This window comes from Streptomyces sp. NPDC046887 (assembly GCF_040644755.1).
GTDB lineage: Bacteria > Actinomycetota > Actinomycetes > Streptomycetales > Streptomycetaceae > Streptomyces > Streptomyces lichenis.
Genome location: NZ_JBEYXH010000002.1, coordinates 167820 through 191440 on the forward strand (window position 1 = coordinate 167820; position 23621 = coordinate 191440).

The 23621-nt window shown below is 71.3% G+C and carries 19 protein-coding genes; 3 read left to right on the plus strand and 16 right to left on the minus strand.

Going from position 1 to position 23621, the window contains the following annotated elements; all coding sequences use genetic code 11:
* Positions 1-30: 30 nt before the first annotated feature.
* Positions 31-1290 (minus strand): phospholipase D-like domain-containing protein, encoded by a 1260-nt coding sequence (locus ABZ945_RS03815; RefSeq protein ID WP_361263341.1) that lies wholly within the window; start codon positions 1288-1290, stop codon positions 31-33.
* Between the two features lie 124 nt (positions 1291-1414).
* On the opposite strand from ABZ945_RS03815, the gene ABZ945_RS03820 reads away from it, so the two are divergent.
* A complete protein-coding gene (locus ABZ945_RS03820; protein WP_361263344.1) occupies positions 1415-1657 on the plus strand; it encodes a DUF6411 family protein in 243 nt (80 codons plus the stop codon).
* Between the two features lie 83 nt (positions 1658-1740).
* Here ABZ945_RS03820 and ABZ945_RS03825 read toward each other — a convergent pair whose 3' ends face one another.
* The 4 genes from ABZ945_RS03825 to ABZ945_RS03840 all read right to left on the minus strand — a co-directional run bounded on the left by ABZ945_RS03825 (position 1741) and on the right by ABZ945_RS03840 (position 5307).
* A complete protein-coding gene (locus tag ABZ945_RS03825) occupies positions 1741-3672 on the minus strand; it encodes a hypothetical protein (RefSeq protein WP_361263346.1) in 1932 nt (643 codons plus the stop codon).
* A 142-nt stretch (positions 3673-3814) separates the two neighbouring features.
* Positions 3815-4192, minus strand: a complete 378-nt coding sequence (locus ABZ945_RS03830; RefSeq protein ID WP_361263349.1) for a DUF6113 family protein — start codon at positions 4190-4192, stop codon at positions 3815-3817.
* Positions 4189-5076 (minus strand): N-acetyl-1-D-myo-inositol-2-amino-2-deoxy-alpha-D-glucopyranoside deacetylase, encoded by an 888-nt coding sequence (mshB, locus tag ABZ945_RS03835; RefSeq protein WP_361263351.1) that lies wholly within the window; start codon positions 5074-5076, stop codon positions 4189-4191. Before mshB ends, ABZ945_RS03830 begins: the two co-directional genes overlap by 4 nt.
* 36 nt (positions 5077-5112) lie before the next feature.
* On the minus strand, positions 5113-5307 hold the full coding sequence (locus ABZ945_RS03840; RefSeq protein ID WP_248635641.1) for a hypothetical protein: 195 nt from the start codon (positions 5305-5307) through the stop codon (positions 5113-5115).
* 158 nt (positions 5308-5465) lie between these two features.
* On the opposite strand from ABZ945_RS03840, the gene ABZ945_RS03845 reads away from it, so the two are divergent.
* Positions 5466-7607, plus strand: a complete 2142-nt coding sequence (locus tag ABZ945_RS03845) for a prolyl oligopeptidase family serine peptidase (protein WP_361263353.1) — start codon at positions 5466-5468, stop codon at positions 7605-7607.
* Between the two features lie 128 nt (positions 7608-7735).
* Here ABZ945_RS03845 and ABZ945_RS03850 read toward each other — a convergent pair whose 3' ends face one another.
* The 5 genes from ABZ945_RS03850 to ABZ945_RS03870 form a co-directional block, all read right to left on the minus strand.
* Positions 7736-8803 carry a dipeptide ABC transporter ATP-binding protein gene (locus ABZ945_RS03850; RefSeq protein ID WP_361263356.1) on the minus strand — a complete coding sequence of 356 codons (1068 nt, stop codon included), beginning with the start codon at positions 8801-8803 and terminating at the stop codon, positions 7736-7738.
* Positions 8790-9767 (minus strand): ABC transporter ATP-binding protein, encoded by a 978-nt coding sequence (locus tag ABZ945_RS03855; protein ID WP_361263846.1) that lies wholly within the window; start codon positions 9765-9767, stop codon positions 8790-8792. The genes ABZ945_RS03850 and ABZ945_RS03855 overlap by 14 nt, the downstream gene beginning before the upstream one ends.
* 125 nt (positions 9768-9892) lie before the next feature.
* Positions 9893-10930, minus strand: a complete 1038-nt coding sequence (locus ABZ945_RS03860) for an ABC transporter permease (RefSeq protein WP_361263359.1) — start codon at positions 10928-10930, stop codon at positions 9893-9895.
* Positions 10923-11846, minus strand: coding sequence for an ABC transporter permease (locus ABZ945_RS03865; protein ID WP_361263362.1), 924 nt, complete (start codon positions 11844-11846; stop codon positions 10923-10925). Before ABZ945_RS03865 ends, ABZ945_RS03860 begins: the two co-directional genes overlap by 8 nt.
* Positions 11847-11863: 17 nt before the next feature.
* Complete coding sequence (locus ABZ945_RS03870) at positions 11864-13486, minus strand: ABC transporter substrate-binding protein (RefSeq protein ID WP_361263365.1); 1623 nt, start codon at positions 13484-13486, stop codon at positions 11864-11866.
* A gap of 333 nt (positions 13487-13819) precedes the next feature.
* Between ABZ945_RS03870 and ABZ945_RS03875 the strand changes: the two genes are divergently transcribed.
* Entirely contained in the window at positions 13820-14350 is a 531-nt protein-coding gene (locus ABZ945_RS03875) for a hypothetical protein (RefSeq protein ID WP_361263368.1), read from the plus strand.
* 170 nt (positions 14351-14520) lie between these two features.
* On the opposite strand, the gene ABZ945_RS03880 is transcribed toward ABZ945_RS03875, so the two are convergent.
* The 6 genes from ABZ945_RS03880 to typA all read right to left on the minus strand — a co-directional run bounded on the left by ABZ945_RS03880 (position 14521) and on the right by typA (position 23560).
* Positions 14521-15642, minus strand: a complete 1122-nt coding sequence (locus ABZ945_RS03880; protein ID WP_361263371.1) for a dipeptide ABC transporter ATP-binding protein — start codon at positions 15640-15642, stop codon at positions 14521-14523.
* 14 nt (positions 15643-15656) lie between these two features.
* A complete protein-coding gene (locus tag ABZ945_RS03885) occupies positions 15657-16718 on the minus strand; it encodes an ABC transporter ATP-binding protein (protein ID WP_361263373.1) in 1062 nt (353 codons plus the stop codon).
* 15 nt (positions 16719-16733) lie between these two features.
* A complete protein-coding gene (locus tag ABZ945_RS03890) occupies positions 16734-17711 on the minus strand; it encodes an ABC transporter permease (protein ID WP_361263376.1) in 978 nt (325 codons plus the stop codon).
* Between the two features lie 101 nt (positions 17712-17812).
* Entirely contained in the window at positions 17813-19615 is a 1803-nt protein-coding gene (locus ABZ945_RS03895; RefSeq protein ID WP_361263379.1) for an ABC transporter substrate-binding protein, read from the minus strand.
* A gap of 104 nt (positions 19616-19719) precedes the next feature.
* Positions 19720-20766 (minus strand): ABC transporter permease, encoded by a 1047-nt coding sequence (locus tag ABZ945_RS03900; RefSeq protein WP_361263382.1) that lies wholly within the window; start codon positions 20764-20766, stop codon positions 19720-19722.
* A gap of 886 nt (positions 20767-21652) precedes the next feature.
* Positions 21653-23560 (minus strand): translational GTPase TypA, encoded by a 1908-nt coding sequence (typA, locus tag ABZ945_RS03905; RefSeq protein ID WP_361263384.1) that lies wholly within the window; start codon positions 23558-23560, stop codon positions 21653-21655.
* Positions 23561-23621 lie beyond the last annotated feature (61 nt).

The window sequence follows — 23621 nt, forward strand, 5'->3', positions numbered from 1 at the left end:
ACCCGGAGGGGCGTACGGGGCCGGGTGCGGTCACAGGAAGCGGCGGATGGGGACGACGCCGGCCTCCCGGGCCCGCTGGGCGAACGAGCGGCGCTTCCACCGGCCCTCCTCCATCAGGGTGCTGCGCCGCACGTCCTCGTCGTAGTCGCGGTCCAGGCTCTGGGTGAACTCGGTGTCCAGCACGGCGAGCATCACCTCCTCGTCGTGGTCCAGGGAGCGCCGGTTGAGGTTGGTGGAGCCGATCAGCGCGGCCACCCCGTCCACGGTGACGATCTTGGCGTGCATCATCGTCGGCTGGTACTGGTGGATGCGCACCCCGCAGGCCAGCAGCCGCTCGTAGTAGCGCTGGCCGGCGAGCTGGCAGACCCGCTTGTCGGTGTAGCGGCCGGGCAGCAGGATCTCGACCTCCACGCCCCGGGCGGCGGTGGCGCAGATCAGGTCGATGAAGAAGTCGTCCGGGGCGAAGTAGGCGGTGGCCATCCGCACCCGCTGCTCGGCGGACTCCAGGACGACCCGGAGCAGGGTCTGCATGTCCTGCCAGCCGAAGCTGGCCGAGCCGCGGACCACCTGGACGACGGCGTCGCCCTGCGGCTGGTGCTCCACGAAGCGGTCCCGCTCGTCGAAGAGCTCGTCATGGCACTCGGCCCAGTTCTGGGCGAAGGCGGCGGCGATGCCGTCCACCGCCGGGCCGGACACCTTCACATGGGTGTCGCGCCACTCGTGCTCGTCGCGGGCGTCGCCGCACCACTCCTCGGCGATGCCCACCCCGCCGGTGAACGCCTCGCGCTCGTCCACCACCAGGACCTTGCGGTGGCAGCGGTGGTTCTGCTTGAGCGGGGAGAGGTAGAGCGGCCGGCGGAACCAGGCGACGGTCACCCCGGCCTGGTCCATCTCCCGCAGCAGGTCCTTCTCGATGAGCCGGCTGCCGAAGCCGTCCAGCAGCAGCCGCACCCGCACCCCGGCCCGGGAGCGGTCGGCCAGCGCCCGGGCGAGATCGCGGGCGATGTCGCCCTTCCAGTAGACGAAGGTCATCATGTCGATGGTGTGCCGGGCGGCGCGGATGCTCTCCAGCATGGCGCCGAAGATCCGGTCGCCGTTGACCAGCGGGACCACCGCGTTGCCCTCGGTGGCCGCGATGCCGATCAGCCGCTCCAGCCTCCGGCGTATCCGCTGGCTGGGTCCGGCCACCGCCTGCTCCGGCACCAGCGCGGGGCCGGTGCGCGGGGCCGACTGGGCCGGGACGGGGATTCTCTCGTGCTGCACGGTCATCGTCGCCTTCTCCTGCCGCACGGTCGGGGTCGCTCCTTCACCGCGCAGTCGCCTTCCCGCTGCGCACCGGGGCTGAACCCACATACCCGGCGCCGCAGCGGGCAACCGCACAGCGAACCCGGACCCGAACGTGAGGAGAAGCACCGTGGTCATCGCCGGAGTGGTAGCGATATGCGTGGTCCTGGCCGTACTGGCCTTTCTGCTGCCGAGGCTGTCCCACCACCCGCAGCGCGGCACCCAGCGCACCCTGGGGCTGGGCGCCCGGGCCGGCGGCAAGGCGCCGGGAAAGCTGGGGCGCTGGTTCGCCAAGCCGTTCTCCAGCAGCTCGCGGGCGGTCGGCAAGAGCGGTTCGGCGGGTCGCAAGGCCCGCGGCAAGATGCCGTTCTGAGGCATCCGCCGTGCGCGCGAAACGCCCCACCCGGGACGGTCCGGGTGGGGCGTACGCGCGTGTGACGGTCGGTACGGGCGGGGTCAGCCCTCGCCGTCGAGGGAGATCGTCTGGACCCGCTCGGCGGGGGTCTTGCCGAGCAGCGCGGTCTGCAGGGCGTGCGCCACGTCGTCGGAGGACAGCTGGTGCTTCTGGCCGTTGCCCTTGGTGACCATCACCCCGTCGAAGACCCCGTCCAGCAGGTCGTCGATGGCCTTCTTGTCGTAGACCTCGACCAGCCGGCCGTTCACCGGCTTCATGGACAGGATCTTCGGCAGCGACCGGTTGGGGCCGAACTGGATCTCCTTGCCGCCCGCCTTGATGGTGACCAGACCGGACATCGCGGGCTCCGCGAACTCCTTCATCGCCCGGGACAGTTCGGCCTGGGTGATGGTCGGCTCCTTGGTGGCGACCGGCAGTCGGATCGCCCCGGCGGAGCCGGTCTCCACCTGGGCACGGTAGCCGTCCCGTACCGAGATCACCGAGCGCTGGACGTCCAGGGTCTTGCCCGCCTTGCCGGGCACCGGGGTGACCTTGCCGGGGGCGAAGACGATGGTGCCCTCGCTCGCGGTGCCGGCGGTGCCGGCCAGATCGGTCAGGGCGACGCCGAGCTTCTCCTCGTCGGTCTTGATGACCGGCTCGGCGACCCGCTCGCCGCCGAAGAGGGAGCCGATGACCGACACCGGGTTGTAGTCGGCGCCGGCGGCGCCGCGTACCGTCTCCTCGGTGTCCAGCGAGAGGCCGGCCCGGTCCGGGGTCAGCGTCTCCTGCTTTCCGCCCACGTCCAGCTTGAGCGGCGCGGTGGCGCGGTCGCCGAAGGCGCTCTCCAACTTGCGGACGGCTTCCTGCCTGGTGCCGCCGCCGATGTCCACGCCGAGCACCGCGGTGCCCTTGGGCACCTCGGAGTGGTTCAGCAGCAGACCGGCGCCGTAGGCCACGCCGAGCAGGACGACCGCGCCCGCGCCGAGCAGGACCAGCTTGGAGCGGCCCTTCTTCTTCGGGGCGGCCGGGGCCGGGCGAGGCGCCGGGGCGGGGCGGGGCGCGGCCGGGGCGGGGCCGTTCCCGGGAGCAGCGGGGCCGGTGGGGCCGCCGGGGGCGGCGGGTCCGCCCGGACCACCGGGTCCACCGGGGCCGCCGTCGGGGGTGCCGGCCACCCGGGCCGGGCCGGTGGCGGGGAACGGCGAGTCGCGGCGGTGGTCCGGCGGGACCACCGGGATGCCGCTGGTGAGGGTGTCGCCCGAGACATGGCCGCCGCCGGACGCCGGGGGCGCTCCGGCGGGCCCGGGACGGGCCGGCGCTTGCGGGGTCAGGATCGCGGTGTCGTCGGACATCGGCGGGGGCGGCGCCATCGCGCCGAGCCCCGGGCCGGTGGTCGGACCGGCCGGCTGGCCGCCGGGTGCGCCGGGGGCGGGCTGCGGGCCGTCGGAGAAGTACGGCATCCCCGGACCGCCCTGGGAGCCGCCCTGGGCCGGGCCCTGACCACCGGGGCCGGGCGGCGGGAAGCCCGCGCCCTGCGGGTCTCCGGAGGCGGGGGCCTCCGGCTCCGGCCCGGCGGCCGGGGACTTGCGCGGGGCGAACCAGTCGCTGGCCGGCTTCTCCGGGGCCGGGGCGGCGGGGGCCGCCGGGGCCTGGGCGGCCGGAGCCGCGGGGGCGCCGGGCCGGCGCTCGGCCGGGGCGGCCTGCGGGGTGCCGGAGCCGTCCGCCTCGGGCGCGGGCCCGTCGGAGCCGTTCATCGGCTTGCGCATGACGACCGGCGGGATCGGCCGCGATCCGGGGATGTTGATCCGGATGCGGGTGGTCAGCGTGGTCTCGGTCCTGGGCTCGTCCGGCTCGGCGGCACCGTTCGCGCCCGCGCCGTCCTGCGAACCGTCCTGCGACGGGTACTGGCGCGTTCCGTACGGCGGTGTGCCCGAGGGGTACGCGGCTCCACCGCGCCCCTGGGGCCCGGAGGACGAACTGTCAGTTTCACGGCTCAAAGCAGGTTCTCCTGGTTGGCTCCGCCGCCCGCTCTTACACGTACGGGCGCCCGGCGGCGCGCACCACCATACTGGCCGCCGCCGTTCCGCATCGCCCGACCGGGAGAACCGGTCCGGTCATTCGGGCACAAGTCGGGGCAGGTCATACCCCGAGCGGGCCGGTCCTCCGCTCCCCGGGCGGCAGCCGGGTGAGGGTGGCGCAGATCACAGCCATGACCATGCCGCCGAGTACGTAGACGAGTTCGGAGAGCGAGCCGAAGAAGAGCCCGTCGCCCTCCGGGCGGCCGAAGCTGAGCAGGATCACCGCGAGGAGCCAGCCGGCGCCGGGGGCGAGCACCCCGGCCTGCGAGCCGTACGCGCGCAGCCCGCCGTAGAAGAGCCCGGCGCAGCCGCCCAGGGCGAGCAGCAACCCGCCCGGGAACCAGAGCCCTTGGACCAGCGAGCCGGCGGTGCCGAGGACGGCGCCGAGCACCACCAGCCCGGCCAGCAGGCCCCAGGAGGCGGCGCGGGAGGCGGTCATGCGCCCACCCCCGCGAAGAGGTCGCGTTCCAGGGTGCCGGCCGGGGCGCCGGAGGTACCGCGGGCCAACTGGTAGTGCTCGGTGGTCAGCACGGGCTGGCCGAGATGGTTGGAGAGGGCGAAGAAGCCGCCCTGGACGTCGATCTGGGTGGCGTGGGCGCTCATCGCGGCGGTCTTGCGGCCGGCGAAGGCGGCGCCGTCGATCTCGGCGGTGAGCAGGGACTCGTCGGCGGTGAGGCCGGGCACGTCCTCGACGGCGGCGGTACGGGGGAAGGCGCCGGCGTCCTTCAGCCGGGCGAAGCCCTCCTCCGCGTACGCGCGCGGGACGCGGTTCCAGTAGACCTTGGCGATCTCGTGCGGGTCGCCGAGGTCGCGGCGGTAGGCGCGTTCGGCGGCCAGGTCGGCGGCGCGCATGGCGACCCGGTGGGCCTGGATGTGGTCGGGGTGGCCGTAGCCGCCGTGCGGGTCGTAGGTGACCATCACCTGCGGCCGGACCTCGCGGACCACCTCGACGAGGTGGGCGGCGGCCTCGTCCACGTCGGCGCTCCAGAAGGCGCCGGGGCGGCGGTTCTGCTCGGTGCCCATCATCCCGGAGTCCCGGTAGCGGCCGGGGCCGCCGAGGAAGCGGTGGTCGGTGACGCCCAGTTCTTTCATGGCGGCGGCCAGCTCGCCGACCCGGTAGGGGCCGAGCGCGTCCTCGCGGTCGGGGGCGAGATGGGCGAGGCCGGGCGGGATGACCTCGCCCTCCTCGCCGCGGGTGCAGGTCACCAGGGTGACCTGGGCGCCCTCGGCGGCGTACTTGGCCATGGTGGCACCGTTGTTGATCGACTCGTCGTCCGGGTGCGCGTGCACCAGGAGCAGACGACGGGCGGGCAGGTGGGTCATACGACCCACCTTAGAACCCTCCGGGTGCCGAACCGGTCAGAACTTGAAGCCGCCGATCATGCCCGCGACGTTGGTGGTGAGCTCACTGATGGTCGGGGCGATCGAGGAGCTGGCCAGGTAGAAGCCGAGCAGCGCGCAGACCAGCGCGTGGACCGTCTTCAGTCCGGATTTCCGGATCAGGATGAAGACGATGATCGCCAGCAGCACCACCGCCGAAATCGAGAGTGCCACGGCGGTTCACCTCCATACATATGCGGTCGGGACCGGTCAGCGTGCATGTGCCGGGAGGGTACATACCCACCTGGCGCTACGGATCATAACTATCCGTTTCCACGCATCGTTCGGTGCACGGCAGCACACGGGGGCGCACGACCGCTAGTTTCGGTCGTATGACCTCCCATCATGAGACCTCGACCAAACGGCTCTCCTTTCCTCGCCAGTTCGCCCGGACGCAGCGCTACACCCTCGGCGCGCCAAGGGCGTTCACCATCGCGCCGGACGGCTCCCGGGTGGCGTTCCTGCGCTCCCCCTCGGGGACGGACAGAGCCGGCAGCCTGTGGGTACTGGACCTCGACGGCGAGGTCCGCGAGCGGGTGGCGGCCGACCCGTCGGCGCTGCTGGGCGGCGCCGAGGAGGAGTTGCCGGCGGAGGAGCGGGCCCGCCGGGAGCGCAGCCGGGAGGGCGGCGGCGGCATCGTGGGCTACGCGGTGGACGGGGCCGTGGAGTTGGCCGCTTTCACCCTGTCGGGGCGGTTGTTCACGGCCGAGTTGCGGGCCGGGACCGCCCGGGAGCTGGCGGTGCCGGGGCCGGTGATCGACCCGCGGCCCTCGCCGGACGGCCGGCTGGTGGCGTACACGGCGGGCGGGGCACTGCGGGTGGTGGGCGCGGACGGCGGTGGTGACCGGGCGCTGGCCGAGCCGGAGGCGGAGACGGTCACCTACGGGTTGGCGGAGTTCATCGCGGCCGAGGAGATGGGGCGCCACCGGGGCTTCTGGTGGTCGCCGGAGTCGGACCGGCTGCTGGTGGCACGGGCCGACGACGCCCCGGTGCGGCGCTGGTGGATCTCCGACCCGGCGCACCCGGACCGGGAGCCGGCGGCGGTGCCGTACCCGGCGGCGGGCACGGACAACGCCGAGGTGCGGCTGTTCCTGGTGGGGCTGGACGGGGCGCGCACCGAGGTGGAGTGGGACCGGACGGCGTTCCCCTATCTGGCCCGGGTGCACTGGTCCTCGGGCGGGGCGCCGCTGCTGCTGGTGCAGGCCCGGGACCAGCGCCTCCAGCACCAGCTGGCGGTGGACACCGCGACCGGCACCACCTCACTGGTGCGCGAGGAGCGGGACGCGGACTGGCTGGAGCTGAACCCGGGGGTGCCGGCGTTGACGCCGGGCGGGGAGCTGGTGCGGATCACCGACGAAAGCGGGGCGCGGGCCCTGGCGGTCGGCGAGCGGGAGCTGACCGACGCCCGGCTGCATCTGCGGGCGGTGCTGGACGTGGGCGCGGAGGACGTGCTGGTGACGGCCTCGGCGGGGGCGGCGGCCGAGGATCCGGAAATTGGCCAGATTCATGTGTACCGGGTAGACGGCTCCGGCGTGGAGCGCCTCTCGGAAGGACCGGGGGTGCACACCGCGGTGCGCTGCGGTGAGGTGACCGTGCTGGCCTCGGCCCGGCCGGAGGAGCCGGGCGCCGCGGTGCGGGTGCTGCGGGCCGGCAAGCAGGTCGCGGAGGTGGTCTCGTACGCGGAGCGGCCGGTGTTCTCGCCGCGGGTGGTGCTCACCGCCTCGGGCCCGGACGAGATCCCGTGCGCGGTGCTGCTGCCCCGGGACCACCGGGAGGGCGACGGGCCGCTGCCGGTGCTGATGGACCCGTACGGCGGTCCGCACGGCCAGCGGGTGGTGGCCGCGCACAACCCGTATCTCACCTCGCAGTGGTTCGCCGACCAGGGGTTCGCCGTGGTGGTGGCGGACGGCCGGGGCACCCCGGGGCGCTCGCCGGCCTGGGAGAAGGCGATCAGGGGGCGGCTGACGCTGACCCTGGACGACCAGGTGGCGGCGCTGCACGGACTGGCCGGCCGCTTCCCGCTGGACCTGGACCGGGTGGCGATCCGGGGCTGGTCGTTCGGCGGCTGGCTGGCCGGGCTCGCGGTGCTGCGGCGGCCCGATGTGTTCCACGCGGCCGTGGTGGGCGCCCCGGTGAGCGACCAGCGGCTCTACGACACCCACTACGTGGAGCGGGTGCTGGGGCATCCGGCCGAGGCGCCCGAGGTGTACGCGGACGCCTCGCTGGTCACCGACGACGGGTTGTCGGCCCCTTCGAGTCCGGCCCGGCCGATGATGATCGTGCACGGTCTCGCGGACGACAACGTGGTGGTGGCGCACACCCTGCGGCTGTCCTCGGCGCTGCTGGCGGCGGGCCGTCCGCATGAGGTGCTGCCGCTGAGCGGGGTGACCCATATGACCCCGCAGGAGCAGGTGGCCGAGAACCTGCTGCTGCTCCAGGTGGACTTCCTGAAGCGGTCGCTGGGCCTGAAGTAGCCGGGAGCAAGGAGGACCGGCCGGGGCGGCAGCCCGCCCCGGCCGGTCCGACGGCACCCGCACGGCCGTACTGCGTCCAGCCTGACGCGTCCGTATATCGGAGGCGGGTCACCGGAGTTGCGGGGATGTTACGGGGACGGGGCGCGGGTCTCCGCGTAGTGGCAGGCCGAGGGGTGGCGGGCCGGGGTGGGGTCGTCGGCGAGGGCGGCGGGCACCGCGAGCGGCGGGGTCTGCTCGGCGCAGCGCTCGGTCGCCTTCCAGCAGCGGGTGCGGAAGCGGCAGCCGGAGGGCGGGTTGGCCGGGGAGGGCACGTCCCCGGTGAGCAGGATGCGGCCGCCCCGGTCGCGCAGCCGGGGGTCGGGCACCGGCACCGCGGAGAGCAGCGCCTGGGTGTACGGGTGGGTGGGGTGGTCGTGGATCTGCTCCGCGGTGCCGTACTCGGCGATCCGGCCGAGGTACATCACGGCGACCTGGTCGGAGATGTGCCGCACCACCGACAGGTCGTGGGCGATGACCACATAGGCGAGGCCCAGTTCGTCCTGGAGGCGGCGCATCAGATTGACCACCTGGGCTTGGACGGAGACGTCGAGGGCGGAGACCGGTTCGTCGGCGACCACCACCTCGGGGCGCAGGGCCAGCGCCCGGGCGATGCCGACGCGCTGGCGCTGACCGCCGGAGAACTGGTGCGGGTAGCGGCTCGCGTGCTCGGGGTCGAGCCCGACCAGCTCCAGCAGTTCCCGCACCCGGGCGCGGCGGTCGCCCCGGGGGGCGGCCTCGGGGTGGATCTCGAAGGGCTCGCCGATGATGTCGCCGACCGTCATCCGGGGGTTGAGCGAGGTGTACGGGTCCTGGAAGACCATCTGGATGTTGCGGCGCACCGCCTTCAGGGCGCGCCCGGAGAGCCGGGTGATGTCCTCGCCCCGGTAGCGGACCCGGCCGGAGGTGGGGCGTTCCAGGCCGACCAGCAGCCGGGCCAGGGTGGACTTGCCGCAGCCGGACTCGCCGACCACGCCGAGGGTGCGGCCGGGCCCGAGGGTGAAAGAGACGCCGTCCACGGCCCGTACCGCCCCGACCTGGCGGCGCAGCAGCACGCCCCGGGTGAGCGGGTAGTGCCGGACCAGGTCGGTGACCTCCAGGAGCGGTTCGGCGCCGCCGCTCTCGGTGGCCGGACGGGGTGCGGCCTCAGCGGAGGTCATCGAGGGTCTCCTTCCAGAAGTGGCAGGCACTGGCGCGGCCGTCGGCGACCGGGTGCGAGGGGGGTTCCTCGGTGCGGCAGAGCTCCCGGGCGCGCGGGCAGCGGGGGTGGAAGGCGCAGCCGGGCGGCACCCGGGTGAGGCTCGGGGGCATCCCCTGGATCGCGTACAGCTCCCCGTCCCGCCGGTCCAGCCGCGGTACGGAGTCCAGCAGGCCCCGGGTGTAGGGGTGGGCCGGGCGCTCGTAGAGGGCGTGCACCGGGGCGGTCTCCACGATCCGGCCCGCGTACATCACGGCGATCCGGTCGGCGACCTCGGCGACCACCCCGAGGTCATGCGTGATCAGGACCAGGGCGGTGCCCAGGTCGCGGCGGAGCTCGGCGAGCAGGTCCATCACCTGGGCCTGGACGGTGACATCCAGGGCGGTGGTGGGTTCGTCGGCGATCAGCAGCTCGGGTTCGAGCGCGATGGCCATGGCGATCATGATCCGCTGGCGCATCCCGCCGGAGAACTGGTGCGGGTAGTCGCGGGCCCGCTCCCGGGCGGCCGGGATGCGGACCCGGTCCATCAGCTCCACGGCCCGGGCCCGGGCGTCCCGCCGGGAGGCGCCTCGGTGCACGGTGAACATCTCGGCGAGCTGGTCGCCGACGGTCATCACCGGGTTGAGCGCGGAGAGCGCGTCCTGGAAGACCATCGCCATCCGCGCCCCGCGCAGCTTGCGGCGCTCGTCCTCGGGGAGGGTGAGCAGATCGCGGCCGTGGAAGAGGACCCGGCCGCCGGTGACGCGGCCGGGCGGGGTGTCCAGGATGCCCATCACGGCCTGGGCGGTGACCGACTTGCCGGAGCCGGACTCGCCGAGCACGGCCAGGGTCTCGCCGGGGTGGACCTGGTAGCTGACCCCGTTGACCGCCCGGGCCACCCCGTCCCGGGTGCGGAACTCCACCCGCAGGCCCTGGACGTCGAGCAGCGGGGCGGCGGGCGGGGGTCCGTCCGGTGCGGGTGCGGCGGTGGCGGTGGGCGCCGGGGTCGTCGGGCGCAGGGTGTCGGACACGGCGGCGGCTCCTCGCTGGTGTACCGGTGGCGTACGGGGGGTCAGCGCAGCTTGGGGTCGAGGGCGTCGCGAACGGCGTCGCCGAGCAGGATGAAGGCGAGCACGGTGAGGCTGAGCGCCCCGGCGGGCCAGAGCAGCATGTGCGGGGCGTTGCGGATCTGCGGGGCGGCGTTGGAGATGTCGATGCCCCAGGAGACGGTGGGCGGGCGCAGGCCGACGCCGAGGAAGGAGAGGGTGGCCTCCAGGGCGATATACGTGCCCAGCGCGATGGTGGCGACCACGATGACCGGGGCGATGGCGTTGGGCGCGACATGGCGCAGCAGGGTGCGGCCCCGGCCGGCGCCCAGCGCCCTGGCCGCCTGGACGTAGTCGGCCTGAGCGGTGGCGAGCACGGCGCCGCGGGCGATCCGGGCCACCTGGGGCCAGCCGAGCAGCACGATGAAGCCGACCACCGGCCAGACCGTGGAGCTGGTCACCACCGAGAGCAGCACCAGTCCGCCGAGGATCACCGGGATGCCGAAGAAGACGTCGGCCAGCCGGGAGAGCAGGGCGTCCCACCAGCCGCCGAAGAACCCGGCCAGCGCGCCCAGCACCCCGCCGAGCAGGGCGGTGCCCAGGGTGGCGCAGACCCCGACGGTGATGGAGGCCCGGGCCCCGTACACGGTGCGGGTGAAGACGTCGCAGCCCTGGGTGTCGTAGCCGAAGGGCGCGCCGGGCCGGGAGCCCTCCTGGGAGAGCGCCAGATCGCAGGAGAGCGGGTCGCCGCTGGCCAGCGCCCCGGGCCAGGCGGCGATGAACAGCAGAAAGGCGATGAGCAGGGCGGAGAGCAGGAAGACCGGGTCGCGGGCGAGTTGGTGGCGGGCGTCGGACCAGAGGCTGCGGGGCCGCTCGGGCGCGCCCAGGGTGCCCGCCTCGCCGGCGGCCAGGTCCAGCGCTCCCCCGCCGCCGGTGGGCGCCACGGCCTCGCGCGGGTTGCCGTAGGGAGAGGGGCCGGGATCGCCGTACGAGGACGGGGCGGCGGAGCCGTACGGGGAGCGGGCGTCGTCCGGACCGGCGGCCGGGTCGCGGGTGTCAGGCATGCCGGATCCTCGGGTCCAGGACCGCGTAGAGCAGGTCGACGAGCAGGTTGGCCAGCAGGAAGACGATGACCAGGACGGTGACGAAGCCGACCACGGTGGGAGCGTTGTTGCGCAGGATGCCCTGGTAGAGCTGGTAGCCGACGCCGTGGATGTTGAAGATCCGCTCGGTGACGATGGCGCCGCCCATCAGCGCCCCGATGTCGGCGCCGATGAAGGTGACCACCGGGATCAGCGAGTTGCGCAGCAGATGGCGGCTGATCACCCGGTGGCGGGGCAGCCCCTTGGCGACGGCGGTACGGACGTAGTCGGCCCGGGCGTTCTCGGCGACCGAGGTACGGCTGAGCCGGGTGACGTACGCCAGCGAGACCAGCGCCAGCACGAGGCCGGGGAGCAGCAGTTCGTCCAGGCGGGCGGCGGGTGAGACCGAGGGCCGGGTCCAGCCGAGCTTGACCCCGAAGACCAGCTGGAGGAGGTAGCCGGAGACGAAGGTGGGCACCGAGATGACGATCAGGGTGAGTGCCAGCAGCCCGGTGTCCAGCGGGCGGCCCCGGCGCAGTCCGCTCGCCACCCCGAGGGCGATGCCGAAGACGGCCTCCAGGGCGACGGCGACCAGGGTGAGCTTGAGGGTGACCGGGAAGGCGGCGGCCATCAGCTCGGTGACCGGCTGGCCGTTGAAGGCGGAGCCGAAGTCGCCGTGCAGGATCTGCCCCATGTAGTGCAGGTACTGCCGCCAGAGCGGCTGGTCGAGGTAGAGGTCGTGGCGGATCCGGGCGGCGGTGGCGGGGTCGGGGGCCTTGTCGCCGAAGAGCGCGGCGACCGGGTCGCCCAGCGCGTACACCATGACGAAGATCAGCAGGGTGCTGCCGAGGAAGACGGGCACCATCTGCAGCGCCCGCCGGATCACATACCGCCCCATCGGTCCTCCCTGCGGGTTCAGACGACCGTGATCCGGTCGTAGACGGGGACGCTGAACTGGTTGAGGGCCACTCCGCTGAGCCGCTTCGACCAGCCGGCGCTGCCGTTCTGGTACCAGAGCGGGATGGCCGGCATCTGGGCGGCGAGGACGCGTTCGGCGGCCTGGAAGTCGCCGACCGCGTCGGCCGGGTCGGGGCGGGCGTTGGCGGTGTCCACCAGGGTGTCGAAGGCCTGGTCGCTGAACTTGCCGTGGTTGGAGGAGCCGCCGGAGCGGTAGAGCGGCTCCAGGAAGTTCTGGATCAGCGGGTAGTCGGCCTGCCAGCCGGAGCGGAACGGTCCGCTCATCCGGTAGGAGGTGATCCGGTTGCGGAAGTCGGCGAAGGTGCCGATCGGGTCCACGGTGCAGGCGGTGCGCTTGCCCAGGGCGTTGTTGACGCTGTTGCAGACGGCGTCCATCCAGGCCCGGTGGGAGCCGGTGTCCACATTGGAGGTGAGCGTCAGCTTTCCGCCGGGCAGCCCGCCGCCCTCGGCGATCAGCCGGCGGGCGGCGGCCGGGTCGTAGCGGCAGGCGTCCCCGCACAGCGCCCGGTAGCCTCCGCCGGCGCCCAGCGCGGGCGAGGTCCAGTCGTCGGCGGGGGTGCGGGTGCGCTGGTAGATCCGGCGGGTGATCTGCTCGCGGTCGATGGCCATGGACAGCCCCCGGCGCACCTTCGCCATCCCGGGGCGGGCCCATTCCTTGCGGTACATCGGGAAGACCAGGGTCTGGATGATCAGGGCCGGCTGGTTGGTGTACCGGTCGCCCAGGTCGCTCTTGACGAACTTCAGCTGGGTGGCGGGGACGTCGTCCACCAGGTCGAGGTTGCCGGCCATCAGATCGGTGTACGCGGTGTTGCTGTCGGTGTAGACGACCAGGTCCACGCCGCCGTTGCGGGCCCGGTCGGGACCCCGGTAGCCGCCCCAGCGGCGCAGCTTCATCCCGCTGCCCTTGGCGTAGGACTCGATCCGGTACGGGCCGTTGCCGACCGGCTTGTCCAGCCAGCCGTCGTGGTCGGTGAAGAACGCCCGGGGCAGCGGCAGGAACGCCTGGTAGCCCAGGGTGTCCGGCCAGGCCGGGTAGGGGGCGGTCAGGGTGGCGGTGAAGGTGCGCTCGCCGGTGACCTTCAGGCCCCGCATGGTCTTCGCGGTGGGCTTCCCGGACTCGGGGTGGACCTGGTCGTAGCCCTCGATGTCGGCGAAGAACGGGGAGTTGTTCTGGGTGTTGTCCACATGGGCGCCGTAGTTCCAGGCGTCGGTGAACGAGCGGGCGGTGACCGGTTCGCCGTCGGAGAAGGTCCAGCCGGGCTTGAGGGTGACGGTGAAGGTGCGGGCGTCGGCGGTGGTGATGGACTGGGCCACCATGTCCTGCGCCTCGCCGGTCCTCGGGTCGTAGCGCTTGAGGCCGCGGAAGACCATGTCGAGGACCTTGCCGCCCTGGACCTCGTTGGTGTTGGCCGGCTCGATCGGGTTCTGCGGGTCGCCCCAGGAGGAGGTGAGGATCCCGTCGGGCCCGCCCGCCGCGGCCGGCGGCCCGGTGCAGGAGGCCAGCGCGAGCACGGCGGCCAGCGCGCAGGCGGCCAAGGCGGCGGGGGTGGCCTTCCGCATGGGTCCTCCCGGGCGCTCGGCGGGCTCACGCCGTGCGGGCGCCACGGCGTCGGAACCCGACCATCGCCCCGGCGGGCGCGAGGGGCACGCCGGACGCGTCCGGGTGGGCGGCATGCTGCGCCGTACGGGTGAGGCGGAGGAGGCTCCTCCGCCCGGCACGCCACGGACATGTCCGGACGGACTGCCAGGAACTCCGAACTCCGCTTGTTTTCGGCCAAATCCACAGCTCAGATCTTGCTCAACTTGCTGTGTTCACGATCAAAGGCACGGCAGTCTCATCCCCATCGGGACGGCCCGCCGGCCGGACCGGCAACGGGAGAAGAGGACCCTGTCTTGAGACGTGCACTCAATGTCGTGCTGGCCACCGCGCTCGCGAGCGGTGGGGCGATCATCGCCACCGCCTCCCCGGCGCAGGCGGCCTGCGCCGACCGCGGCACCTACATCGCCATCATCAACAAGAAGACGGTGTGGAAGCCGACCAACGTCCACAGCGACTGGGCGCGCCCCGGTGTGACGATCACCTACGCCAAGAGCAAGGAAGGCACCTGGAAGGCCGAGGGCACCGCCACCATCGGCGCCGAGGCGGGTGTGATCTTCACCAAGGCCAGCGCGTCCTTCTCGGCGACCATCGGCAAGTCCTGGACCAAGTCCGACCGCTGGTCCTATGCCGCCACCGTCCAGCGCAAGGCGGGCAAGTCCAAGGGCCGGCTGATGATGTACCACGAGGCGAAGAGCTTCACCGCGCACAAGTACCGGGTCTACTCGGGCGCCGGCGGCGCGTGCAAGCTGGAGACGGTCTACAAGAAGCCGGGCACCTACCCGGTCAAGCACAACAGCAACCTGTGGGCGCTTCAGTACTCCTGACCCCACGGGAGCACGAGGGAAGGGGCGGGCCGCCCCGGTGCCGGGCACCGGGGCGGCCCGCCCCCTTGTCATCGTCCCGGCCACGTACAACGCCCGCGCCCCGACCGTGGAGACGGCCGGGGCGCGGGCGTGAGCGGCCCTGGCGGGTGGGGGCCCCGCCGGAGCGGGGGTCAGTCCTCGGTGTGGTCCTTCTCCAGCGCCGCGAGCGCCGGGTCCATCACCACGTCCTCGACGCGGGCCTCGGTGGAGGGCTCCTCGGGGAAGTGGCAGGCCGTCAGGTGGCCCTCCTTGTTCCCGGAGATCTGCACCAGCGGCGGGTCGTCGGTGGCGCACTTGTCCTGCGCCTTCCAGCAGCGGGTGCGGAAGCGGCAGCCGGACGGCGGGGAGATCGGGGAGGGCACGTCGCCGGCGAGGCGGATGCGCTCCTTGTGCTCGGTGTCCAGATCCACCTCGGGCACCGCCGAGAGCAGCGCGTGGGTGTACGGGTGGCGGGGCCGGGTGTAGAGCGACTCCCGGTCCGCGATCTCCACGATCTTGCCCAGGTACATCACCGCGACCCGGTGCGAGAAGTGCCGCACGATGGCCAGGTCATGGGCGATGAAGAGGAAGGCGATGCCCAGCTCCTCCTGCACCTTCTGCAGCAGGTTGACGACCTGCGCCTGGATCGACACGTCGAGCGCGGAGACCGGCTCGTCGGCGACGATCAGCTTCGGCTCCAGGGCGAGCGCCCGGGCCACCCCGATGCGCTGGCGCTGGCCGCCGGAGAACTCGTGCGGGAAGCGGTTGTAGTGCTCGGGGTTGAGGCCGACCAGCTCCAGCAGCTCGCGGACCTTCTTCTCGCGTCCGCCGGGCGGGTTGATCCCGTTGATCTCCATCGGCGACTTGATGATCGTGCCGACGGTCTGGCGCGGGTTGAGCGAGGAGTAGGGGTCCTGGAAGATCATCTGGATCTCGGACCGGATCGGTGCCAGCTCCCGGCGCTTGGCGTGGGTGATGTCCCGCCCGGAGTAGGTGATCTTCCCGGCGGTCGGCTCCAGGAGCCGGGTGACCATCCGGCCGGTGGTGGACTTGCCGCAGCCGGACTCGCCCACCAGACCCAGGCTCTCGCCGGGGAAGACCTGGAAGTCGACCCCGTCGACCGCCTGCACCGCCCCGACCTTGCGCTTGATCGGGAAGCCGCCGTAGATCGGGAAGTGCATCTTCATGTTCTCGACGGACAGCAGCGGCTCGCGGGTGGCGGCGGTGCCGGCCTCCGGGCCCTGCTGTTCCGGCAGAGTGACGTTGTTACTCATGTCCCTGCGTCTTCCTAGCCCAGCCTGGGCTTGATCTCGTCGACGAAGATCGTCTGCTTCTGCCCGGTCGTCAGGTGGCAGGCGGCCGCGCGGCCCGGGGCGAGCGGCGGGCGCTCGGTGGTGCACAGCGAGTCGGCGACATGGCCGGAGTACGCGCACCGCGGGTTGAACGGGCAGCCCGAAGGCGGGTTGAGCAGGCTGGGCGGCGAGCCCGGGATCGGCACCAGTTCCTCGTCGATGTCGCCGGTCAGCCGCGGCATCGAGCTCAGCAGGCCCCAGGTGTAGGGGTGCGAGGGGGTCTGCAGGACTTCGCGGACAGTGCCCCGCTCCACGGCCCGGCCCGCGTACATCACCAGCAGGTCGTCGGCCATGTTGGCGATGACGCCCAAGTCGTGGGTGATGAAGACGATCGCGGAGCCGAACTCCTGCTGGAGGTCCTTGAGCAGGTCGAGGATCTGCGCCTGCACGGTGACGTCCAGCGCGGTGGTCGGCTCGTCGGCGATCAGCAGCTCGGGGTCGCACATCAGGGCCATGGCGATCATGGCGCGCTGGCGCATACCGCCGGAGAACTGGTGCGGGTAGTCGTTGAAGCGGGTCTGCGGCTGCGGGATGCCGACCTTGGTCAGCATCTCGATCGCGCGGTCCCTCGCCTCCTTCTTGGAGGCGCCGCGGTGCTTCATGAACGGCTCGGAGAGCTGGCGGCCCACCGTGTAGTACGGCGAGAGCGCGGTCAGCGGGTCCTGGAAGATCATCGCGACCTTGTTGCCGCGCAGCTTCTCCAGGCCCCTCTCCGGAGTGGAGTTGAGCTCCTGGCCGTCCAGGAAGATCTCGCCCTGGATGTCGGTGGTCTTGCGGTTGTGCAGGCCCAGGACCGTCAGGTTGGTGACGGACTTGCCCGAGCCCGACTCGCCCACGATGCCGAGGGTCTTGCCGCGCTCGACGTCGAAGGAGAGCCCGTCGACCGCCTTGACGATGCCGTCCTCGGTGGAGAACCGCACCCGCAGGTCGCGGACCGAGAGAAAGGCCTCCGGGGCGGTGGCTGCCGGGGTGTCTTCGGTCTTGGTGAGAGTGCTCACGGTTGGTGGGTCTTCCTAGGAGAGCCGGACACGCGGGTCGATGTAGGCGTACACGATGTCCGTGAGGATGTTCACCAGCAGGATGAAGAAGGCGCCGAACAGCATCACACCCATGGTCAGGGGGAGGTCCTTGTTCACCGCGCCGTCGACGGCGAGCCGCCCGATGCCCTGCAGCGAGAAGGTGATCTCGGTGACGACACCGCCGCCCAGCAGGGCGCTGATGTCGATGCCGACGATGGTGACGATCGGGATGAGCGAACCGCGCCAGGCGTAGCGGAAGAACACGTACTTCTGCGAGAGCCCCTTGGCGCTCGCGGTGCGCACATGCTCCTCCTGGAGCTGCTCGATCATCGACGAGCGCGCCATACGCGTGTACTGGGCGGTGAAGATGGTGGCCATGACGATCATCGGCAGGGACAGCCCCACCAGCCAGCCGACCGGGTCCTCGGTGAACGGGACGTACGTGGGGTTCTCCATCCAGCCGGTGCTGTAGACGAAGATCGTCAGCACGATCGGCCCGAGGAAGTAGATCTGGAAGGAGCTGAGCACCATGGAGGTGCTGGAAGCGATCTTGTCCACCGCGGTGCCGCGCTTCCAGGCGGCGAGCAGACCCGTACCGAGACCCACGATCAGGAAGATCGCCAGACCGCCGATGGTCAGCGACAGGGTCAGCGGGAAGCGGTCCATGATCGTGTCCCAGACCAGGTCACCGGAGTAGAACGACACGCCCAGGCACGGGGCGTCGCAGTGGCCGGTCGGGAAGTCGCGTCCCATCACGATGCCCGACATGAACTGCCAGAACTGGCTCGCGATGGGGAGGTTGAGCCCGAGCGCCTCACGGATCTCCCCGATCCGGGTCGGCGAGCAGTCCTTGCCGCACGCCAGCGAGGCGTAGTCGGACGGGCCGGCGACGAAGAGGAAGAACGTGACCGCCCCGATCAGGAACAAGGTGAGGGCGGCGCCGAGGAGGCGTCGGATGATGAACTGAAGCATGGCGGGAGGCTGCTCTCTGCGGAGACGATGGGGGGTTGGTTCTCTGAACCGCGGGGGCGCGCTCCGCCTGGTGCGCGACCCCCGCGGTCAGCCGGAGAGAGTTACGGCTGCTTCAGGAACACACGGGTGATGTCGAGGTAGCTCGACTCCGTGCTGTAGCGGGCACCGCCGATGTTGGAACCGAACAGCTGGATCTGCTTGGTGTACCAGAGCGGGGCGGAGGGGTTGACCTTCTCCAGGATGTAGTGGTGCGCCTCGCGCCAGGTGGCGGCGGCCTCGGTCGGCTCCTGGGTGAGGGCCTTGGCGATCAGCTCCTGGACCTTCGGGTCCTTGATGTGCGAGTAGTTCGCCGAACCGTCGGCGACCTGGTCACCGTCGTAGATCGGGGTCACCACGGTGGCCGGGGACGGCCAGTCCTGGCCCCAGCCGCTGATGTAGATGTCGTACGGGTTGTCCAGCTTGCCGATGGTCTGGTAGTAGCTGGCGGCGTCGATCTCCTTGGCCACGACGTCGATGCCGGCCGCGCCCAGCGCGTCCTCGATGGCGACCTTGCGCTTCTGGCCCGACTCGCTGTTGGCGTACGCGAAGACCAGCTTCTTCTCGGCGGCCGGGACGTCCTTCAGCAGCTCCTTGGCCTTGGCCAGGTTGCCCTTGGGGGTCTTCAGACGGCCGTAGGGGTCGTAGTCGGCCTCGTAGCCCGGCAGGGTGGGCGCGAACAGGTTCGCCGCCACGTCGCCGCCGTACTGGCCGCCCTCACCGGCGATCAGCGAGGAGCTGTTGGCCGCGTAGGTGACCGCGTCGCGGACCTTCTTGTTCTTGACCCGGTCCAGGTTGAAGGAGAGCACCTGCACGTAGGGCTGGTAGCCCTTGATGGTGCGGGCGTTGACCTTGGCGTCGCCGACGACGTCCTGGATCTGGGTGGCGTCCACCGAGCCGGTGAACTGGATGGCGCTCTTGTCCCCGCCCTGGTCGGCGATGAGCCGCTTGGTCTGGGTGGACTCGGTGACGCCGAACTGGAAGTTGAAGCCGTCCACGTACTGGTGGCGCACGGAGTCGGTCTTCGGGTCCCAGTTGGTGTTCTTCACCAGCTTGAGGGACTTGCCGGTCTTGTTCTCGGCGATCTTGTACGGGCCGAGGGAGACCGGGGCCTTGTCGTACTTCTCCTTGGTGTCGGTCTTCTCCGGCACGATGGAGTAGCCCGGCATCGCCAGCGTCTGCGGCAGGTCGGGGCGCGGCTTGTCGAACTTGAAGACGATCGTCTTCTCGTCCGGGGTCGCCAGGACGCTGTCCGGCAGGTGCTTGTCGCCGAAGCCGCCGTCCGGCAGGGCGTCGCGGTACTTGGCGCCGCTCAGCCAGTTCTGGATGTAGGTCGGGCCGTCGAAGAGGAACTTCGCGTAGGTGCGCTCGATCGTGTGGCGGACGTCCTTGGAGGTGATGACGTTGCCGTTCTGGTCCTTCACACCGTCCTTCAGCGTGAACGTCCAGACCTTGCCGCCCTCGGAGGACTTGCCGGAGTCGGTGGCGAGGTCGCCGACGACCGAGACACCGCCCTTGCCGTCCTCGGAGAAGTTGGTCAGCCCGCGGAAGATCAGGTTGGAGAGCTGGCCGGCGTCCGAGACGTAGACCTGACCCGGGTCCAGGTGGCTGATGCCCGACTCCTGGTACACGGTGACGGTGCCGCCGGGACGGGCGCCGGGGACCTCGGCGGCCGGGCCGGTGGAGGCCGCGGCGTCGCCGTAGTTGACCGCGGCGGACTGGGCGGCCGCGTTCTTCTGGTCCTTCTTCGCCTTCTCCTTGGCGTCGGAGTCCCCACCGGTGTTCTTCGAGCACCCGGTCAGTGCCAGGGAGCCGGCCGCGAGCGCCACGACTATGGCGCGCGCGGTGCGGGTGTTGAAGGTCTTCATGATGCTTTATGCACCTACCTGTCGGTTTGTATCCATTGAGTACTGCCTGGCACGGTCGGCAGGCCGACGTGGGGGCGGCAGTCACCCCCCACCGAAATGGACGGTTACCGCCCGGTCTTCGGGTCGAAGGCGTCCCGTACGGAGTCGCCGAGGAGGTTGAAGCAGAGGAAGAACACGACCATCGCGATACCCGGGAAGAACATGAAGGCCGGGTCCTGCTCGGCGACCTTGGCGCCGACCGCGAACAGCCGCCCCCAGTCCGGGGTGGGCTCGACGAAGCCCACGCCCGCGAAGGACAGGAAGGCGATCGTCAGGATGGTGCTCGGCAGCATGTAGGTGAACTGCACGAGGATCGGGGTGGCGACGTTGGGCAGGATCTCCTTGCGGACGATCCGCCACGGGGAGGCGCCGGCGACCTTGGCGGCCTCGACGAACTCCCGCTCCCGCAGGGAGAGGGTGGTCGACCGGACCAGTCGGGACATGCCCATCCAGCCCAGCACCCACAGCACGATGAGGATGGCCAGCGCCCGGAAGTAGGTCGGCGTCTCCTCCCGCGGGTCCACGAACATCGCCGTCACCACCGGCATGAAGGCGATGAAGAACAGCTGGCTCGGGAAGGACAGGAAGAAGTCGGTGACCCGGCCGATCATGTAGTCGGCGCGGCCACCGAGGTAGCCGCCGACCAGGCCGATCAGCACACCCGTGAGGGTCACCAGGACCGTCACGCCCAGCGCCATGTACAGCGAGGTGCGCATGCCGTACAGCAGCATGGTGAACAGGTCACGGCCGAACTGCGGCTCCACGCCGAACCAGTGGTCGCCGGAGACCCCGCCGAAGTACCCCAGCGGAAGGCCGAAGTCGTCCAGCAGGGGCGCGGCGTCCGGGTCCTGGCTCTGCCCGTACAGGGTGTACGGGTCCTTGCCGTAGAGGGAGGAGATGACGGGCGCGAGCGCGGAGATCACGAAGAAGAAGATCACCACGCACGCGGAGATCACGCCGGTGCGGTCGCGCTTGAAGCGCGCCCACATCAGCTCCCGGGGGGAGCGGCCGGTGGGCGCCTTCTCCGGAGCCTTGGTCGTGGCTGCGGTCTTGTCGTCCAAGTCGACAGAGGGCACAGCGGCGGCTGTCTCGGTCTCGATTGGACTGGTCATGGTGTGTCCATTTCACGGGTGTCTGATGACCCGCGGTCCTGTGCGCCGCAGTACCCCGCCGAGGCGAGCCTCGGGAGGTGGATGTGGCCGCACGACGGTCCCCTTCACCCGTCGCACCCCCCGGTTGCGGGTGCGGCGGTTCGCCCGGTCCTCCGGCGTGTGGGCCGGGGAGTTCCGGGTACGAGAGGGACGGAAGCGGGGTGGATGGCACCCCAGGAACGCGAGCCGAGCGGTTGACGTGGCCTCAGATTCGGCGGGCGCCGTCTACGTCCTGACGGACGGACGCGCACCGGCCTACGACCGTACGAACCGTTCGCGACGACCCGACCCCAAGGGCGCTCGTGGCACCACGCATGGGTTCCTCCTCATGAGTCCACGTGTTCACTACAAGAGTGGGCACAAGAGACCCCACCGACACCCCTGACGGCGAAGATCCGTGCCCCCGTGTGCTCGTTCGGCCGGCGCTCCCCACAGCGCTGAACCTTTTGACCCGAGCTCAGTGGTGCCAACTATTGGGTAAGTTCACGCCCTAAACCACACTTAAAGCATCTCGGTTTGGCAACATCACTCCGCACGAGTGACCAGAATTTGGACAAACCGATCCCAGACAGACACCCCCGAAACGGACTGTTAATACAGATCGACGCCGAGCGGCGTCCGGAAACCGGACATCGCGCCCGGGAAATCGGTTGCCAGGCGCACATGTCGGCCACTCCGCACGGGCGGCGGTGCGGGGGCGCGCCGGGGCCCCGGGGCGCGGGACGGGCGGCCGGGTGGGTCCCGGGTGACCCCGGGGACGCGAAACGGCCCGTACGCGCCCCTGAGGGCTCGTACGGGCCGTTTCCGGAGTCCCCCGCCACGGCCGGTGGCGGGGGACTCCGGTGGATCAGCCGTGCTTGGCGCGGGAGGCGGCGCGGGCGCGCTCGCGGGCGTCCAGGTTCACCTTGCGGATGCGGACCGCCTCCGGGGTGACCTCCACGCACTCGTCGTCGCGGCAGAACTCCAGGGACTGCTCCAGGGAGAGCTTGCGCGGCGGGACGATCGCCTCGAACGAGTCGGCCGACGAGGACCGCATGTTGGTGAGCTTCTTCTCCTTGGTGATGTTGACGTCCATGTCGTCGGAGCGGGAGTTCTCGCCGACGATCATGCCCTCGTACACCTCGGTGCCGGGCTCGATGAAGAGCACGCCGCGCTCCTGGAGGTTGGTCATCGCGAAGGCGGTGACCGCGCCGGAGCGGTCGGCGACCAGGGAGCCGTTGTTACGGGTCTGCAGCGCGCCGAACCAGGGCTCGTGGCCCTCGTGGATGGAGTGCGCGATACCGGTGCCGCGGGTCTGCGTCAGGAACTCGGTGCGGAAGCCGATCAGGCCGCGGGAGGGCACCACGAACTCCATGCGCACCCAGCCCGAGCCGTGGTTGGACATGTTGTCCATCCGGCCCTTGCGCACGCCCATGAGCTGGGTGACCGCGCCCATGTGCTCCTCGGGCACGTCGATGGTCATCCGCTCGACCGGCTCGTGGACCTTGCCCTCGACGTCCTTGGTGACCACCTGGGGCTTGCCGATGGTGAGCTCGAAGCCCTCGCGGCGCATCTGCTCGACCAGGATGGCCAGCGCCAGCTCGCCGCGGCCCTGCACCTCCCAGGCGTCGGGGCGCTCGGTGTCCAGGACGCGCAGCGAGACGTTGCCGACCAGCTCGCGGTCGAGGCGGTCCTTGACCTGGCGGGCGGTGACCTTGCGGTCCTTCACGGCGCCCTTGTTGTCGGCGCCCTTGCCGGTGGCGCCCCGGCCCACCAGCGGCGAGGTGTTGGTGCCGATGACCATGGAGATGGCCGGCTCGTCCACCGTGATCAGCGGCAGCGCGATCGGGTTCTCCGGGTCGGCCAGGGTCTCGCCGATCATGATGTCGGGGATGCCGGCCACGGCGCAGATGTCACCGGGGCCCGCCACCTCGGCCGGCTTGCGGGTGAGCGCCTCGGTCATCATCAGCTCGGAGATGCGCACGTTGGAGGTGGAGCCGTCGCGCTTGATCCAGGCGACGGTCTGGCCCTTGCGCAGCTCGCCCTGCTCGACCCGGAGCAGCGCGATACGGCCGAGGAAGTTGTCCGCGTCCAGGTTGGTGACGTGCGCCTGGAGCGGGGCCTCCTCCTCGAAGGTGGGGGCCGGGATGTGCTCCAGGATGGTGGAGAAGAACGGCTCCAGGCTGGTGGAGTCGCCCGGGACGGTGCCGTCCTCCGGCTTGGTCAGCGAGGCGATGCCGTCACGGCCGCAGGCGTAGACGATCGGGAACTCGATCTGCTCCTCGTCGGCGTCCAGGTCGAGGAAGAGGTCGTAGGTCTCGTTGACGACCTCGTCGATCCGGGAGTCGGGCCGGTCGGTCTTGTTGATGCAGAGGATGACCGGCATCCGGGCCTGGAGGGCCTTGCGGAGCACGAAGCGGGTCTGCGGCAGCGGACCCTCGGAGGCGTCCACCAGCAGCACCACGCCGTCCACCATCGACAGCCCGCGCTCGACCTCGCCGCCGAAGTCGGCGTGGCCGGGGGTGTCGATGATGTTGATGGTGATCGGGGCCCCGCCGTCCTTGGGGTGGTACTTCACCGCCGTGTTCTTGGCGAGGATCGTGATGCCCTTCTCACGCTCCAGGTCGTTGGAGTCCATGACCCGGTCGTCGACGGAGTCGAGCTGGTGCGCGGCGAACGCTCCCGCCTGCTTCAGCATGGCGTCGACGATGGTGGTCTTACCGTGGTCGACGTGGGCGACGATGGCGACGTTGCGGATGTCGTGGCGCGTGGGCATGAGTGGCTGGCGCTTCTCTCGGATCGTGGGATTCGGCGTCTGTCGGCGCATCTGGTGCTCG

What these genes read in the sequence shown, in the direction of transcription:
- ABZ945_RS03830 (WP_361263349.1), bottom strand. Translation starts at nt 4,192, where the DNA reads ATGACCGCCTCCCGCGCCGCCTCCTGGGGCCTGCTGGCCGGGCTGGTG.
- mshB (WP_361263351.1), bottom strand. Translation starts at nt 5,076, where the DNA reads ATGACCCACCTGCCCGCCCGTCGTCTGCTCCTGGTGCACGCGCACCCG.
- ABZ945_RS03845 (WP_361263353.1), top strand. Translation starts at nt 5,466, where the DNA reads ATGACCTCCCATCATGAGACCTCGACCAAACGGCTCTCCTTTCCTCGC.
- ABZ945_RS03850 (WP_361263356.1), bottom strand. Translation starts at nt 8,803, where the DNA reads ATGACCTCCGCTGAGGCCGCACCCCGTCCGGCCACCGAGAGCGGCGGC.
- ABZ945_RS03860 (WP_361263359.1), bottom strand. Translation starts at nt 10,930, where the DNA reads ATGCCTGACACCCGCGACCCGGCCGCCGGTCCGGACGACGCCCGCTCC.
- ABZ945_RS03865 (WP_361263362.1), bottom strand. Translation starts at nt 11,846, where the DNA reads ATGGGGCGGTATGTGATCCGGCGGGCGCTGCAGATGGTGCCCGTCTTC.
- ABZ945_RS03870 (WP_361263365.1), bottom strand. Translation starts at nt 13,486, where the DNA reads ATGCGGAAGGCCACCCCCGCCGCCTTGGCCGCCTGCGCGCTGGCCGCC.
- ABZ945_RS03880 (WP_361263371.1), bottom strand. Translation starts at nt 15,642, where the DNA reads ATGAGTAACAACGTCACTCTGCCGGAACAGCAGGGCCCGGAGGCCGGC.
- ABZ945_RS03890 (WP_361263376.1), bottom strand. Translation starts at nt 17,711, where the DNA reads ATGCTTCAGTTCATCATCCGACGCCTCCTCGGCGCCGCCCTCACCTTG.
- ABZ945_RS03895 (WP_361263379.1), bottom strand. Translation starts at nt 19,615, where the DNA reads ATGAAGACCTTCAACACCCGCACCGCGCGCGCCATAGTCGTGGCGCTC.
- ABZ945_RS03900 (WP_361263382.1), bottom strand. Translation starts at nt 20,766, where the DNA reads ATGACCAGTCCAATCGAGACCGAGACAGCCGCCGCTGTGCCCTCTGTC.
- typA (WP_361263384.1), bottom strand. Translation starts at nt 23,560, where the DNA reads ATGCCCACGCGCCACGACATCCGCAACGTCGCCATCGTCGCCCACGTC.